This window comes from Phenylobacterium sp. Root1290 (assembly GCF_001425305.1).
Lineage (GTDB): Bacteria > Pseudomonadota > Alphaproteobacteria > Caulobacterales > Caulobacteraceae > Phenylobacterium.
Genome location: NZ_LMEE01000002.1, coordinates 509158 through 523195, shown reverse-complemented (window position 1 = coordinate 523195; position 14038 = coordinate 509158). Strand labels below are relative to the sequence as shown.

The window sequence follows — 14038 nt, the reverse complement described above, 5'->3', positions numbered from 1 at the left end:
GCTTTAGCCGTGGTGGGCGGCGCCGAAAATGCCCATGTGCTCGAAGACGCCGCGCAGGAAGGCTTCGTCCCCGCCAAGAGCGTCCTTCAGGTGGTCGAACTGCTTGAAGGAGAACATCTCGGCCAGGCCGTGGGCGGCGCACCAGGCCGCGGTGGTGGCCAGTTCCAGTTCCTGTTCGTCCATCGGGTCGGCGCCCGCCTCGACCAGGGTGTCGCGGACCTGGCAGTAGGCGCTGTCGTTCTGGGCGTGGACGTGGTCGGGCAGGCTGTCCTTGTCGCGGGAGCAGTCGTACATGACCCGGTAGAGCGCCGGGTTGTCGCGTGCGAACCGGACATAGGCGACGCCCAGCGCGGTCAGCTTGTCACGCACCGAGGCGTGGCTGGCGCGGGCGGCGGTCATCAGCTCATTGAGCAGATCCCAGCCTTCGTGCGCCACCGCGTCGAGCAGTTCGCCCTTGTCCTTGAAGTGGTGGTAGGGCGCGGCCGGGCTGACCCCCGCCTCACGGGCCACGGCGCGCAGCGACAGGGCCGTCGGGCCTTCGGTTTCCAGCAGTCGCCGGGCCGCGTCGATCAACGCGCGGCGCAGATCGCCATGGTGATAGGGGCGATTGTCGGTGGCTGCAGCTTCTCTCATGGCGATCACTCTAAAACTGAATCTGGACGCCGTAAAGATCATCTTGACGGCGTTCAGATCGGCGTTATCTTAGCGGTGTTCAAATTACAAAAGCCCTCGCTCCCCCGAGGGTTCCAACTGGGAAGGTGTGTGTCATGTCTCTCGCTCGTTTGACCCGTTTTGAACGTCTCTTCGACCGTGTCGTCCCGCTCGTGCTGATTGCGCTCAGCGTCAGTCTGGCGGCTGCCACGGTTTCGGTCGGCGCGTAGCAGCCGACAATTCAGTCAGTGTCGAAGGGGGCCGGTTTCGGCCCCCTTTTTTGTTGCGCGGTCGGTCGGCGCCCGCGCTCGGCAGGCCAAAGCCGCAGGGGCTGAGCGCCCACAGTGTTCCATGCATTTTTGAATACCTTACGATGTAAAATGTATCTGTACATTGTTTAGATCCGGACCTATCTAAACATCGTCCAGATGGACGCGAGGCGGCTCCCGCCGCTCCGGATCAACAAAGGAAAGACCCCATGTCTGCTCTGACCCAACTCGGCCGCTTCTTCGACGCCAGCGTCGCCGTTGCGTTTGTCTTCATCAGCCTGAGCCTGGCCGGCGCCACCGCCGCCGTCGGCGCCTAATGCTTGAGCTGAGCGCCCCGTCCGCCTGGGCCTGCGCCTCCGGACGGGGCCGCCGAGCTTCATTTCATGGAGCTGTCTCAAAAACCGGCCTATAATTCCCTGGCTACGGGAATTCCCCAAACGGGCGATTCGCCGAGCGCTCGGATCGCGAAAGGGGGCCTGTCTTCAGTCTCTACGCGTACGACATAGGGGGTTGCGCCCCCGCCCGGAGGGCCGACCATGCAGGTGCTTAATCACCCGCCGTCCGGCTGGCCCTGCCTTGTGCTGAACGCGGACTTCCGTCCCCTCAGCTACTATCCGCTGTCCCTCTGGCCGTGGCAGGAGGTGATCAAGGCGGTGTTCCTCGATCGCGTCGATGTCGTCTCGACCTACGACCAGGAAGTCCACTCGCCGTCCTTTGCGATGAAGCTGCCCAGCGTCGTTTCGCTGAAGCACTATGTGCCGCAGGACCGTCCGCCGGCCTTCACCCGCTTCAACCTGTTCCTGCGCGACGCCTTCACCTGCCAGTACTGCACGGCCGGCGAGGACCTGACCTTCGACCATGTGGTGCCTCGATCTCGCGGCGGGCGCACGACCTGGGAGAACATCGTCACCGCCTGCGCGCGCTGCAATCTGATGAAGGGCGGGCGCACGCCGCACGAGGCGCACATGCACCCGTTCCACTCGCCGCGCCGTCCGAGCGCCCACGAGCTGCAGGAGCGCGGCCGCAGGTTCCCGCCCCACCACCTGCACCGCAGCTGGCTCGACTATCTCTATTGGGACATCGAGCTGGAGGCTTAGCGACGGCGGCCTAGATCAGCATCGAGTTCGGCGGCAGGCCGACCAGGCTGCGGCCGTGCAGTTCGTTGGCGGTGTCGACGTCGAAGACGACGTGGCTCGACAGCACGTTGAGGTCGCGCACCGAGCGCTGGAACGGTTGGTCGAGCATCTGGGCGCTGGAGCCGGCGGACTCGGCCAGCAGCGCCACCGCCTCACGGCAGATCGAGACGGCGTAGGCGACCTGGGCGCGGGTGCGCAGCCGCTCGGCCACCTGGCCGGCGCCCTCCAGCGCGCCGGCGGCGACGTTGTCGCGCCCGACCTTGCGGATGATGTCCTCGGCCGTGTCGATCATGGTGCTGGCCCGGCCAAGCCGCATCTGGGCGGCGGGCTTGTCCGATTGGCTGGAAAGGCCGCCCATCCGCACGTGGCCGGCCAGCCGCTCGCGATAGGCGCCCAACGCGCAGCGCGCCGCCCCGACCGCGGAGATCGCCGCGGTCATCGCCAGGAACGGCAGCATCGGCATGCTGTAGATCGGGTTCGCATAGCCGCGAGAGCCGGGCCCGCGGCCAGCGGCGATCAAGTCGAAGCGTGCGGTCCGCGCCTGCGGCACGAACAGGTCCTGGACGACGATGTCGTTGCTGCCGGTGCCGACCATGCCGGCAACACGCCAGGTGTCGAGCACCTGGGCGTCCTGCGCCGGCAGCAGGCAACTCAGCAGCCGCGGCGGGCCCTCGTCGTCTACGAGCAGCGTGCTGCCGACGATCCAGTCGGCGTACATGACGCCGGTGCCCCACTTCCAGTGCGCCGAGATCTGGTAGCCGCCGGGGACGCGCACGGCCTTGCCCGGAGGCGCGCTGACCACCGGGGCGACGACATAGGGGTAGTCTCCGCCGAACAGCGCCTGCTGGGTCTCTTCCGGGAAGTGGGCCAGGAACCAGTTGTGCTCGGCGCAGAACGACGCCGCCCAGCCGGTGGAGGGACACGCCTCGGCGATCGGCAGGCTGATGTCGATGAACTGGTCGGTGGTGACCTCCAGACCGCCGAACGCCTTGGGGACGAACTGGTAGAAGTAGCCGGCGGCCCGCAGGGCGTTCCAGATCTCGTCCACCGGGCGGCGCAGGCGCTCGGCCTCCTGCGCGGCCGCCGCGATGCGCGGCGCCAGGTCCTTCATCCGCTGCACGAGCAGGTCCGGCGTCAGCTCGGCCAGGGCCTTGGCCGAGAGGAAGTCGCCGCCCGTGGGGATCCGGCGATCGGCCAGCGGCGGGTCGATGCTGTCGAAGCTCATCGGTCAGGCGACCGGCGGGGCGGTGTAGGAGGCCATCTTAGTCAGCACTTCGTCCGGCGTCGCCAGCAACTGCTCATAGACCGCCTTCGGATAGACCATGTGCGGCATGGCCGGGTCATAGGGCGGCTGCGCGACAGGGCTTGGGCCGTCATAGGCGACGGGCGCCTTGAAACGTGCGGCCTCATCCTCGGAGATGCCGGCCTTGGCCAGCACCGCCGGATCGATCCAGGCGGCCGGGTCGAGGGTCTCGCTGGACGTGGCCACCTCCAGGGTCATCTGGTCGGGGCCGGCGAAGTAGATCGACTTGCACATGCCGTGGTCGATCGGGCCGATGACATTGACGCCCTTGCTGCGCATGCGATCACGCATGGCGATGAGATCGGCTTCCGTCTCCACTCCGAAGGCCAAATGCTGAAGCGTGCCGGCCGCGCTTGGCAACGCGCCGGAGCCGGCGTGGGTGCGGCCCAGCTCTATCGGGATGTCGGCCACGGCCGGCAGTTGCACGATCGAGAAGTAGCAGTGGTCGTTCAGGCGCAGGAAGGCGTGCAGTCCGCCCGGTACGCCGTGCATGTCGAAGAGCGCCACGAGCGGGCACCCCATGACGTCGGAAAAGAAGGCGATGTGCTTCTTGATGTCCGCGGCCATGAAGGCGAGGTGGTGAATACCGTTGGGCTGCTGGCTCATTGCGTTTCCTCCCGGGCTCTTCGGCCCTTTTCAGTCAGGAAGCCGCCGAGGACGGCCTCCAGGATCATCTCGTCGTGGATGGCGCGGTCGGCGGCCACGTCGCAGTCGAAGGTCGTGCGCATCAGCGGCGCCAGGTTGATGACCCCGACCGCCGCGGTCTGCAGCGTCACCACGATCTGCTCGGGCGGGTAGGGCAGGAGGTCGCCGGCGGCGATGGCCTCGCCGGCGATGGCGGCCAGCCGGCGATTGCGCGCGCCGAGCAGGTGACGGTCCAGCCACTCCAGCCGCTCGCCCCCGGCCATGCCCTCCAGCGCCACGATCCGGCCGAGGGCCGGGTGCTTCCAGCTGATCTGCAGGAACAGCCGCATGGCGACCCGCAGCTGGGTGAGCGGCGGCGCGTCGGCGGCGGCCTCGATCAGCCGCTCCTCCTCCTGGATCACGGCGCGCAGGCCCAGCATGGCGCTGCGCCAGAGGTGGGCCTTGTCCTCGAAATGGTAGTGCAGCGCCGGCTGCGACACCCGTGCGGCCTTTGCGATGCCGGCCATTGTCACCCGCTCAAAGCCGAGCTGCGAGAACTGGTCCAGTGCGACCGCGCGGATGCGGGCGGCGGTGGCTTCGCCCTTGGTCGTCGCGGCCCATTCACCGTCGTGCGGCATGACGATTGACTCTGTGATCAGCTTTTCTGATTTTGTAATCAGAAATTGGAGGCGCCACAAGCCGCGCCCCAGGGGAGGGACTGATGGCGGTCGTTCGGGAGGCCTACGGCTTCGTCCACGCGGATAAGAGCCGGCTGAAGGAGGTCTATGGCGGGCCGACCGGCCAGGTGTTCGTCGAATGCATGCGCGTGCGGCCGGACGTGGGGGACTCCAAGACCGTCATCCTGTTCAGCCATCCCGTCGGGGGCGGATCCTTCCTGCCGCTGGTTTCGGCCCTGGCCCGGGCCGGACGGCATGTCGTCTATTGCAACCCGCGCTACCGCGGGAACGACACGGCGCTGATCATGGAGAAGTGCGTCCTCGACCTGGGGGCCTGCATCGCCGACCTGAAGACGCGCTTCGGCTACGAGAAGGTGGTGCTGGGCGGCTGGTCCGGCGGCGGTTCGCTGTCGCTGTTCTACCAGGACCAGGCGCAGACCCCGACCATCACCCACACGCCGGCGGGCGACGAGGTCGACATCGCCGGGGCCGGGCTGCAGGCGGCGGACGGCGTGATGCTGCTGGCCGCGCACATCAGCCGGTCGGTGACCATGACCGAGTGGCTCGATCCGTCGATCCTAGATGAATCACGTCCCTTCGAGCGCGATCCCGGGCTCAACATCTACGACCCGAAATGCCCCGAGACGCCGCCCTATTCGGAGGCCTTCGTGCAGCGGTTCCGCGAGGCGCAGATCGCCCGTAACCGCCGCATCACCGCGTGGGCCAAGGCGCAGCTCGCCGAACTGAAGGCCGCCGGCGATCCCGACGCCGAGCGCTGTTTCGTCGTCCAGGGTACGATGAGCGACGTGCGCTGGACCGACCCGACCCAGGACCCGTCCGACCGCCGGCCGCACACCTGCTATCTGGGCGATCCGAAGATCGTGAATGATGGTCCAGTCGGGCTTGGCCGCTTCACGACCCTGCGCTCGTGGCTGTCGCAATGGAGTTATGACGAAAGCCGTGCGAACGGCGTGGTCAACGCCGGGCGGATTTCTTGCCCGGTGCTGGTGATCAACAACACCGCCGACCTGGCCTGCACGCCCAGCCATGCCCAGCGCCTTTTCGACGCCGTCGCCTCGGCCGACAAGACCCTCGTGCACATCGAGGGAGCCGACCATTACTACGCCGAAAGGCCCGACCTGCTGCCGCGGGCGACGGCGGCGATCGGCGAGTGGCTGGACGCGCGCGGCTTCTAGGCGTTCGGCCGCCCCTGGGAACGCTGCGGCGTCACTTAGGGGTTTCACCCGATGCCGTCGGCGGCGTTTCGGCCTGTAGCCTGAGCATCCAGGGGCGCGCGCGGCCTGCCGCGGGCGCCCTCAGTTTGCGATGGGCGCCATCGCTGTGCCGACAGGGTGAACCCCGATGTCCGTCGCGGATGCACTTGCGCTCGTCAAACGCCTCCTCATCCTGAGCTGCATGCTCGGCGTGATGTGGCTCGGGGTCTGGATCGCTCCGGCCTTCGGCCAGGAGCGGCCGCCTCCCGCAACGCCCAAGATCGGCCTGGTGCTGTCGGGCGGCGGGGCGATGGGCATGGCCCATGTGGGCGCGATCCAGACGCTGGAGGAATTGGGCATTCGTCCGGACCTGGTGGTCGGGACCTCGATGGGGTCGATCGTCGGCGGCCTCTACGCGTCGGGCATGAGCGGCGCCGAGCTCGAGCACGCCATCGAGACCATGGACTGGGACCTGATCTTCGACACCTCGCCGCCGCGCGAGGGGCTGACCTATCGCGAGAAGCAGTTACAGGCCGCGTTTCCGGTGAAGGCCAGCGTCGGGGTCGCCGGCACGCGGCTGCGCAGGCCCGACGCGTTGATCTCGGACGCCAACCTGTTGCTGGAGCTTCGCCGTCTGGTGCGGGTGCGCGCGGCCGTCCCGACCTTCGACGACCTGCCGATCCCGTTCCGTGCTGTCGCGACCGATATCGAGACGGGGAAGAAGGTGGTGCTGGACCGTGGCGAACTGGCCGGGGCGATGCGGGCCTCGATGTCGGTGCCGGGCGTGTTCGCGCCCTACAGCCTGGACGGCCGGCTGCTGGTCGACGGCGGCATGTCCGCCAATGTACCGATCGACGTGGCGCGGGAGATGGGCGCCGACGTCGTCATCGTCGTGTCCACTCAGACGCCGTTGCTGGCGGCCGACCAGCTTCGCAGCCTCGGCGGCATTCTCGGCCAGACCGTAACCCTGCTGATCCTGGCCAACGAGCGCCAGCAGCTGGCGACGCTCAAGCCCAGCGACGTCCTGATCACCGTCGACACCGGCTCGCTGTCGTCAGCCGATTTCAAGCGTGGCGCGGAGTTCATCGCGATCGGCAAGGCGGCGTCGGAGAAGCAGCTTGGCGCCCTGCAGCGCATCGCCTCGCTGCGGCCGGCGCACCCGGCGACCAGCATCGACAAGCCCCCGCCGACCATCGACTACGTCAGGGTCGAGAACGACTCGCGCCTGTCCGACAAGATACTGCTGCGGCGGATCGAGCCGTTCGTCGGCAAGCCGATGGCGCCCGACGAGGTCGGGACGGCGATGCGCGACATCTACGCCATGGGCATGTTCTCGCGCGTCGACTACCAGATCGAGGAAGGCGCGGACGGGCGCACGGGCCTGGTGGTCAACGCCATCCAGCGGCCGGGCGACGCCAACCGCCTGCGTCCCGCCATGACCATCGCGGCCTCCAGCGAGGGCGGGACGGAGTTCGACTTCTCCGCCGAACTGCGGCTGGTGCAATTGGACAGCTATGGCTCAGAGGCGCGGTTTGTCGGCGCGGTGGGCGAACGCACCCTGTTCTCGGCCGAGTACTTCAAGGTGCTCGACAGCTACCAGCGCTGGTTCGTCGATGTGATGGGGTCGGTGCAGAAGCGGCCGATCAAGGTCTACGACGACACCGGCTTCCGCCTGGGCGAGTACGACGCCGCCTACGGTCTGGCCTCGTTGGCCTTGGGGCGGCAGTTCGGAAGCGTCGGCGAGGTGCGGGTCGGCGTCGAGGTCGGCAAGGGGTCGGCCTCGCTCCAGGAGGGCGATCTGACGCCACGCGATTTCGATCTCGACGTGGGACAGCTGTTCCTGACAGCCGGGGCCGACACGCTGGACAATCCGTACTTTCCGAGCCGCGGCATGAGCGGGCGGCTACAGTGGAATGTCGGCCTGGAGGCGCTGGGCAGCGAAACCGACTTCCAGACCCTGCGACTGGACGGCCTCTACGCCGTCAGCCGCGGTCGGCAGGCCTTCAACTTCAATGTCTCAGGCGGCGACACGATCCAGGGCGACCTGCCGCTGGCCTCTTTGTTCACTCTGGGCGGGCCGTTCAGCTTCCCCGGCTATTCGGTCGACGAACTGACGGGCGAGACCTACGCCGTCGCGCGCGGGATGTACCGCTACAAGCTCACCGACAGCTCCAGGAGCTTGCTGAGTGTGCCGCTCTATGTCGGCGCGACTCTCGTGGCCGGCAACGTCTGGGCGCGGCACGGCGATGCAGAGGCCAATGACGTGCGGGTCGGCGCCAACGTCTTCCTGGCGGCCGACACCGTGATCGGCCCGGTGTTCATCACCGCCGGGGCGACCGACGACGGCCGCACGGCGCTCTACTTCTTCGTCGGCAAGCCGTTCTGAGGCGGGAACTTCGCCGCGCGGCGGGCGGTTGCCTCTGCGGAGGACGCGAGGACCATGGCCCAGGCCAGGCATACGCGCGCAGAGAACGAAACCGAGACGCGGCCGCGCTCGCGGCTGGACGGTCATCGGGCGATCCTGTGGATCCTCGCCCTGGCGTTCGCGGTGTTCGTGGTGGTGTTCATGACCAGCCCCAAGGAGAGCGCCGATCCCAAGACGGGCGCGCCGCCGGGCGAGGTCCCGGCAGCGCAGCCCTGAAGTCTACTTCGCGGGCAGGACCCGCTGGGCGACCATCTCGCGGCCCTTGCGGCTGATGCCGTAAAGGACGCCACGTTCGCTTTCGTCCCAGTCGATGGCCTGGCCTTCTGTGGCCACGCCGATGGTGTCGAGGTGATCGAGCACCGCGCCGCCTTGCGTCGGCAGGGCCAGAACGTACAGTTCCGGATGGTCGTGGCCGGTGATGTAGAGCTTGCCGTCAGGCCCCCAGCCGCCGCCCGACGAGCTCATCGGCTTGAAGCGGTCGAGCACCGACTGCGGGAAGCTCCAGCTCTGGGTTTGGCGCCAGTCGTCGTCGAAGCGCACCAGGACCGAGTGGCGGTGGTCGCGCGGCGCCTCGCCGCCCTTGCCGTCATAATTGGCGAACGCCGCCCACCAGGCGCCGTCCTTGCGGTCGACCCAGGTGATCGAACCGCGGCCAGGGCCGAGGGCGACCGTACGCAGGTGCTTCATGGTCGCCGGGTCGAAGAACTCCACCGCGCTCCAGTGCGGCACGGCCGGGAAGTTCGAGCTGGCGCAGACCAACTCCCTGGCGATCACGGCGCAGGAGTTGATGTGCGGATAGCGGACGGGGTCGCCCTTCCACTCGGCGACCTTGGCGCCGGTCTTCTTGTCGTACTTGGCGATGGTGGAGTTGGCGACGGCGTAGACGTGGGCGGCGTCGACCGCCACGCCCTGCCGGGCCTCCGGCGCCGGGTAGCGGCGCAGCACGTCGGCGTTGCGCGAGGGCGCGGGTCCTTCCTGGGCGATGGCGGGGGCCGAGGCGGCGAGCGCCCCGGCCAGGATCAGGGAACGGATCATTCCGCCGGCTCCTAGAAGTTCACCGCCGCGCCGACCCAGTAGGTGCGGCCGTAGTTCGCCCACTCCTGCAGGTAGCGGCGGCCGGGGCCAGTGACTTCCTGGCGCCCGGTGTTCGAGAGGTTCTGCCCCTCGACGAAGACGGTCATGTGATCGTTGAAGCGCCACGACAGGCTGGCGTCGAACACGTGCCGGCCCTTCCAGTACTGGTCGGAGTTTGGGTTGGCGTCGTTGATCGTCTCCAGCTGGCCGCCGATGTAGTTGTGCGAGACCCGGGCCTCGAACGGACCGCGCTGGTAGAAGATCGACTCGTTGGTGGTGATCTCCGGTTGCTGGAACAGGCCCGTGACCCGCGGGCCGGTCGAGGTCAGGAACGTGAACTCGGTGTCCAGCCAGGTGATGTTGCCGTTGAAGCCGAAGCCGTCGAACGGCGCGGGCAGGAAGGTGAAGGCCTGCTGCACCGCGAACTCGACGCCGCGGATCTTGGCGCTTTCGGCGTTGCGCGGAGTCGAGACCAGCACGCTTTCCGGGCCGCGGCCGACGTCCAGGGTCTCGGTCGAGGACAGGGTGAAGATCTCGTTCTCGATGTCCTTGGTGAACAGCGCGAGCGAGATCATGCCGTCGGCCGGATAGTACTCGAACGACACGTCGAAGCCGCGGCTCTCGCGGGCCTTCAGGCCGGGATTGCCGCGCGACAGGGTCGGTTGGCTGCCGTCGAAGTTCAGGCCCTCGGTCGCGGCCAGCGAACCGTAGTCGGGACGGCCGATGGTGTTGGTCCAGGCGGCGCGGACGATGACGTCCTCGCGCGGCTTCCACTCCAGGTGCAGGCTGGGCATCCAGTTGCCGTAGGAGCCCGAGTTGCTGACCGGGGTGAGCACCCTGCCAGTGCTGCGCACGGCGTCGGACTCGACCTCGGTCTGCTCGTAGCGCAGGCCGCCGAGGACGGTGAGGTCGCCCCAGCTGTAGCTGGCCTGGGCGTAGGCGGCGTAGATGTCTTCCTGGACCTTGTAGTCGCCGGTCGGCGCGGTCGTGGTGGTGGTGAAGCGGCTGCGGTTGGCGTTGAAGAAGTCCATCGCCGCGCCGGCGTCGATGCGCGGCGAGAGCAGGTAGCGGCCGGCGATCAGCTCGCTGGGGCCGGGCTTGTCGACCTCGGCCAGGGTGTACACGAAGCCCGATCCGGCGCGGTAGTTGACCTGGGTCGAATTGAAGTCGCGCTCGGTGGTGCGCAGCAGGCCGCCGAACTTGGCCTTGAGATTGCCGTCGGCGTTCCCGTCGTCGAAGGCGAGGTCGAAGCGCACCTGGCCGGTAGTCTCGTCGGTCTTGGTCAGCGCGTCGCGGTGCTGCTGGAGGACGAAGTTGGCCGGGTTGCGGGCCGCCGCGTCATTGACCGAGGTGAAGACCGGGAACAGCGGATTGGTGGTGTCGTAGTTGAAGGCGTAGTTGGCGCCTTGGGCGTCGACGGTGCGGAACTCGACCGAGTGGTTCGGCACCTCGAGGCCGGCCTGCGAGTAGACGAGATCGCCGGTGGCGGTCCACTGCGGGGCGAAGTTCCACTCAAAGCCCGTGCGCAGCAGCCCGATCTCGCGCTTGGTGATCGGCTGGTTCAGCTGGATCACCTCGCGGCCGCGGGCGAAGTAGCCGCTGGTCGGGGTCTGGTTGGCGACGTTGCCGAGAGGCTCGATCCGGTACTCGATCCGCTCCTCGTCGTCCTCCATGCGCGAGAACAGGCCGGCGGCTTCCCAGCGGAAGGTGTCTGTCGGGCGGTACTCGATCTTGGCGTTCACGCCGCTGCGCTGCTTGGTGTTGTTATACCAGAACAGGCGCTGGAAGGTCGGGACCTGGATGCCGTTGCCGAGCGGCGAGCCAGAGGCGACCGGCGCGCCGGCGGCGGTGTACTCGCGCACCGACGGGTCCTGGGCCTCGACCTGCGGGATGTCGTAGTCGAGCTGCTCGTGCGAGGCGCCGATCACCACGCCCCATTGCTCGCTGTCGCCGAAGGTCGTGCCGGTGGCGAAGGCCAAGCGGTAGGAGGGCTTGTCGTTGCGCACGTCGCCGCTGCGCTCGTACATGCCGTAGGACGCCATCCCATTGAAGAACGGCCGGCCGACGTCGAAGGCGCTGCGGGTGGTGACGTTGATCACGCCGCCGATGGCGTTGCCGTCATGCTCGGGCGTGACCGTCTTGATGACTTCCAGCCGGCCGGCCATCACCGAGGGAACGATGTCCATCGGCACGGTGCGGCCGCTCTCGTCGACCGAGGCGACCAGGGCGCCGTCGATGGTGGTGCGGTTGTAGGTCGAGCGCAGACCGCGGATGACCGGGAAGCGCGGTTCGCCCTGGTCTTCCATCACCGAGATGCCGGGAATGCGGCGCAGGGCGGCGGCGGTGTTGTGGTCGGGCAGCTTGCCGATGTCGTCGGCCGAAACGACGTCGGCGACGACGAAGGACTCGCGCTTCACCTCGATGGCGGCGCGCTGGGCCTCGCGCTGGCCGGTGACGACGATTTCCTCGACAGCCGCCTCGTCATTGGCGAAGGCCGGCGTCGAGATCGCCGTGCCGGCGAGAAGTAGAGCAAGGCAACCGTAAGCACGCGGAACGAAAGGCATCTGCACCCCCCCAAGAACTGAAAACGGGCGGAGCAGTAGGGAGGCCGCACGACGGTGCGGTGACAGGCCGGTGAACGGATTACGAAACCGGGCCGCCCTGTCGCAGCAGCAGCACGGCCAGGGCGAGCTGGGCTATGAGGATCGCGTATAGGACGCTGGCGAAGGGCTGCTTGCGGGTCTTGTGGCGGAAAACCTGCTGGGCGATGATCGCGCCCGGCCCGCCGCCGGCGGCGGCGAAGGTCAGCAGGGTCCGCTCGGGGATTCGCCGCTCGCCACGCTCGGCGCGCGCCTTGTCCCAGCCCATGACGGCGAACGAAACAAGATTGGCGAGCGCCAGATAGCCGAGGACGAGGGTCACTCGGGGGTGCGGGCCTCGCGCCACATGGCCCACATCTCCGGCGCGTCGGGCTTGGCCTTCAGCACCTCGACCACCTCGAAGCCGTGACGGCGGTAGAGCGGCACGTTCGCGGGGCTGGAGGACTCCAGGTAGGCGGGCAGGCCCTTGGCGTCGACGCGGGCCAGGCCGTGGGCCAGCATGCGCGAGCCGACGCCCAGGCCCTGGGCGTCCGGGCGCACGCCCAGGAACCAGAGATAGGCGTGGGGCGGGGTCTTCGGATGATGGGCGTCCATCATTTTGCGCATGGCCGACATCCGCGCCAGGCGCGAGAGGCCGGTGGCGCCGATGATCCGGGGCAGGGCGCGCAGCTCCTGCAGGAACGGCGTCGGGCCAAGGCTCTCGGACGGCAGCCAGATGGAGGCCGCGCCGCCGCCGGCGGGGCGGAACACCTCGCCGTCGGCCAGGCCCATGGCCAGCAGCATCTGGAACAGCTTCAGCCGCGCGGAGTCGTGCTGGGCGTCGGCGCGCAGGAACCAGTTGAAGACCGGGTCGGTGGCGAACGCGGCCGAGAGATCCTGCGCCACTGCGCCGATGTCGGCCATGCTGGCGGCGACCGGGGTCTCGGCGCCCCTGCGAAGAGCCAGGATCTCCTCGTCGGTCATAGCTTTTCGCTGATCTTGATGGCGGTGCGGCAGCCGGCGCGGATGACCGCGGCCAGCAGCGGATAGCCGGGCGCCTCGCGGGCGCCTTCCTCCAGCGCATGGTCGCGGTGGGCGATCTCTTCGTCGCGGAACTTGGTCAGCTCGGCGGCGAGCTCGGGCTCGCGGTGCTCCAGCTCGGCGATCTGGGCGGCGTAGTGCTGCTCGATCACGTCCTCGACCGCCTCGGTGCAGGCGTGGGCCGCCTTCTCGCCCAACAGGGCGGTGCCGGCGCCCAGCGCGAAGCCGGCCACTCGCCAGAGCGGGGCCATGGCGGTCGGGCGAACCTTGTGTTCGTTCAGCAGCTTGTCGAAGCGCGAGAGGTGGTCGATCTCGTCCTGCTCCATATCCGCGAGCTGAGCGGATATGCGCTCGCGGCCCTTGCCGGCGCGCAGCACGGCGAGCTGGCCGCGATAGATGTGCACGGCGCCCAGTTCGCCGGCGTGGTCGACGCGCAGGATCTCGGCGAGACGGTCGCTCGTCGCGCCGATGCCGGGGCGCGGGGGGATCGGCTTGTCGCTCATGACGCCTTCCTTCTTTCGTGACGGACGGCCAGCAGGCTGAGCACGGCGAGGCCCAGCGACGCCAGGGCGTTCCAGCCGGCCATCGAAAGCCCCAGGAACACCCAGGCGGCCTTGTCGCAGGCCGGCGCCGCGATCTTGGCGCCCTGCAGCAGATCGGCGATCTGGCCGGCGCTGACCGCGCCCGCGCCGCCGGAGCAGGCGGTGGGGCCGGGCCACCACTTCCATTCGACGCCCGAGTGATAGACCGCGAGCCCAACTCCGAAGGTGAAGACCGCGGCCAGGCCCGCGTCGAACACCCAGCGCCAGCGGGCGCCAGCGCGCATGCGCACGACCAGCATGCCGGCCAGGGCGAGCGCGGCGGCGACCCAATAGACCTCGCGCGCGCGCAGGCAGAGCGCGCAGGGGGCCATGCCGCCGAAGGTCTCGAAGCCGTGCGCGATCGCCAGCATCAGCAGCGAGGCGATCAGCGCGCACAGGCGCCAGCGCTCGAGGAAGGGTCTAAGAAACGCGCTCATCGCCGGGATAAGACCTCAAAAGCTGCG

At 68.4% G+C, this 14038-nt stretch carries 13 protein-coding genes and 1 pseudogene; 4 read left to right on the top strand and 10 right to left on the bottom strand.

The window, feature by feature from the left end; all coding sequences use genetic code 11:
* Positions 1 to 3: 3 nt before the first annotated feature.
* A complete protein-coding gene (locus ASC79_RS11950) occupies positions 4 to 633 on the bottom strand; it encodes a TetR/AcrR family transcriptional regulator (RefSeq protein WP_082532138.1) in 630 nt (209 codons plus the stop codon).
* 823 nt (positions 634 to 1456) lie between these two features.
* Here ASC79_RS11950 and ASC79_RS11945 point away from each other — a divergent pair.
* Entirely contained in the window at positions 1457 to 2017 is a 561-nt protein-coding gene (locus ASC79_RS11945; protein ID WP_056016330.1) for an HNH endonuclease, read from the top strand.
* 10 nt (positions 2018 to 2027) lie between these two features.
* Here ASC79_RS11945 and ASC79_RS11940 read toward each other — a convergent pair whose 3' ends face one another.
* Genes ASC79_RS11940 through ASC79_RS11930 form a run of 3 tightly spaced genes read right to left on the bottom strand, consistent with a single transcriptional unit; the run spans position 2028 to position 4621 of the window.
* The gene (locus tag ASC79_RS11940) at positions 2028 to 3281 is read right to left on the bottom strand and encodes a hypothetical protein (RefSeq protein WP_056016327.1); all 1254 of its coding nucleotides are present in this window, start codon (positions 3279 to 3281) and stop codon (positions 2028 to 2030) included.
* 3 nt (positions 3282 to 3284) lie between these two features.
* Entirely contained in the window at positions 3285 to 3965 is a 681-nt protein-coding gene (locus tag ASC79_RS11935; protein WP_056016324.1) for a VOC family protein, read from the bottom strand.
* A complete protein-coding gene (locus ASC79_RS11930; protein ID WP_056016320.1) occupies positions 3962 to 4621 on the bottom strand; it encodes a TetR/AcrR family transcriptional regulator in 660 nt (219 codons plus the stop codon). Before ASC79_RS11930 ends, ASC79_RS11935 begins: the two co-directional genes overlap by 4 nt.
* Before the next feature lie 83 nt (positions 4622 to 4704).
* Between ASC79_RS11930 and ASC79_RS11925 the strand changes: the two genes are divergently transcribed.
* The 3 genes from ASC79_RS11925 (at position 4705) to ASC79_RS11915 (ending at position 8515) form a co-directional block, all read left to right on the top strand.
* Complete coding sequence (locus ASC79_RS11925; protein WP_056016317.1) at positions 4705 to 5856, top strand: alpha/beta fold hydrolase; 1152 nt, start codon at positions 4705 to 4707, stop codon at positions 5854 to 5856.
* Between the two features lie 166 nt (positions 5857 to 6022).
* Positions 6023 to 8260 carry a patatin-like phospholipase family protein gene (locus tag ASC79_RS11920; RefSeq protein WP_056016312.1) on the top strand — a complete coding sequence of 746 codons (2238 nt, stop codon included), beginning with the start codon at positions 6023 to 6025 and terminating at the stop codon, positions 8258 to 8260.
* A gap of 54 nt (positions 8261 to 8314) precedes the next feature.
* Entirely contained in the window at positions 8315 to 8515 is a 201-nt protein-coding gene (locus ASC79_RS11915; protein WP_056016309.1) for a hypothetical protein, read from the top strand.
* A gap of 3 nt (positions 8516 to 8518) precedes the next feature.
* On the opposite strand, the gene ASC79_RS11910 is transcribed toward ASC79_RS11915, so the two are convergent.
* The 6 genes and pseudogenes from ASC79_RS11910 to ASC79_RS11885 all read right to left on the bottom strand — a co-directional run bounded on the left by ASC79_RS11910 (position 8519) and on the right by ASC79_RS11885 (position 14011).
* Entirely contained in the window at positions 8519 to 9334 is an 816-nt protein-coding gene (locus tag ASC79_RS11910; protein WP_056016306.1) for a hypothetical protein, read from the bottom strand.
* Positions 9335 to 9345: 11 nt separating this feature from the next.
* Positions 9346 to 11898, bottom strand: a pseudogene (locus ASC79_RS11905) (TonB-dependent receptor); the annotation flags it as partial.
* 118 nt (positions 11899 to 12016) lie between these two features.
* Entirely contained in the window at positions 12017 to 12295 is a 279-nt protein-coding gene (locus tag ASC79_RS11900) for a DUF1294 domain-containing protein (RefSeq protein WP_056016300.1), read from the bottom strand.
* Entirely contained in the window at positions 12292 to 12936 is a 645-nt protein-coding gene (locus ASC79_RS11895; protein WP_056016295.1) for an N-acetyltransferase, read from the bottom strand. Before ASC79_RS11895 ends, ASC79_RS11900 begins: the two co-directional genes overlap by 4 nt.
* Entirely contained in the window at positions 12933 to 13496 is a 564-nt protein-coding gene (locus ASC79_RS11890; protein ID WP_056016292.1) for a demethoxyubiquinone hydroxylase family protein, read from the bottom strand. The genes ASC79_RS11895 and ASC79_RS11890 overlap by 4 nt, the downstream gene beginning before the upstream one ends.
* A complete protein-coding gene (locus ASC79_RS11885; protein ID WP_056016281.1) occupies positions 13493 to 14011 on the bottom strand; it encodes a disulfide bond formation protein B in 519 nt (172 codons plus the stop codon). Before ASC79_RS11885 ends, ASC79_RS11890 begins: the two co-directional genes overlap by 4 nt.
* Positions 14012 to 14038 lie beyond the last annotated feature (27 nt).

What these genes read in the sequence shown, in the direction of transcription:
- ASC79_RS11910 (WP_056016306.1), bottom strand. Translation starts at nt 9,334, where the DNA reads ATGATCCGTTCCCTGATCCTGGCCGGGGCGCTCGCCGCCTCGGCCCCC.
- ASC79_RS11925 (WP_056016317.1), top strand. Translation starts at nt 4,705, where the DNA reads ATGGCGGTCGTTCGGGAGGCCTACGGCTTCGTCCACGCGGATAAGAGC.
- ASC79_RS11945 (WP_056016330.1), top strand. Translation starts at nt 1,457, where the DNA reads ATGCAGGTGCTTAATCACCCGCCGTCCGGCTGGCCCTGCCTTGTGCTG.
- ASC79_RS11895 (WP_056016295.1), bottom strand. Translation starts at nt 12,936, where the DNA reads ATGACCGACGAGGAGATCCTGGCTCTTCGCAGGGGCGCCGAGACCCCG.
- ASC79_RS11885 (WP_056016281.1), bottom strand. Translation starts at nt 14,011, where the DNA reads ATGAGCGCGTTTCTTAGACCCTTCCTCGAGCGCTGGCGCCTGTGCGCG.
- ASC79_RS11935 (WP_056016324.1), bottom strand. Translation starts at nt 3,965, where the DNA reads ATGAGCCAGCAGCCCAACGGTATTCACCACCTCGCCTTCATGGCCGCG.
- ASC79_RS11920 (WP_056016312.1), top strand. Translation starts at nt 6,023, where the DNA reads ATGTCCGTCGCGGATGCACTTGCGCTCGTCAAACGCCTCCTCATCCTG.
- ASC79_RS11930 (WP_056016320.1), bottom strand. Translation starts at nt 4,621, where the DNA reads ATGCCGCACGACGGTGAATGGGCCGCGACGACCAAGGGCGAAGCCACC.
- ASC79_RS11940 (WP_056016327.1), bottom strand. Translation starts at nt 3,281, where the DNA reads ATGAGCTTCGACAGCATCGACCCGCCGCTGGCCGATCGCCGGATCCCC.
- ASC79_RS11915 (WP_056016309.1), top strand. Translation starts at nt 8,315, where the DNA reads ATGGCCCAGGCCAGGCATACGCGCGCAGAGAACGAAACCGAGACGCGG.
- ASC79_RS11890 (WP_056016292.1), bottom strand. Translation starts at nt 13,496, where the DNA reads ATGAGCGACAAGCCGATCCCCCCGCGCCCCGGCATCGGCGCGACGAGC.
- ASC79_RS11950 (WP_082532138.1), bottom strand. Translation starts at nt 633, where the DNA reads ATGAGAGAAGCTGCAGCCACCGACAATCGCCCCTATCACCATGGCGAT.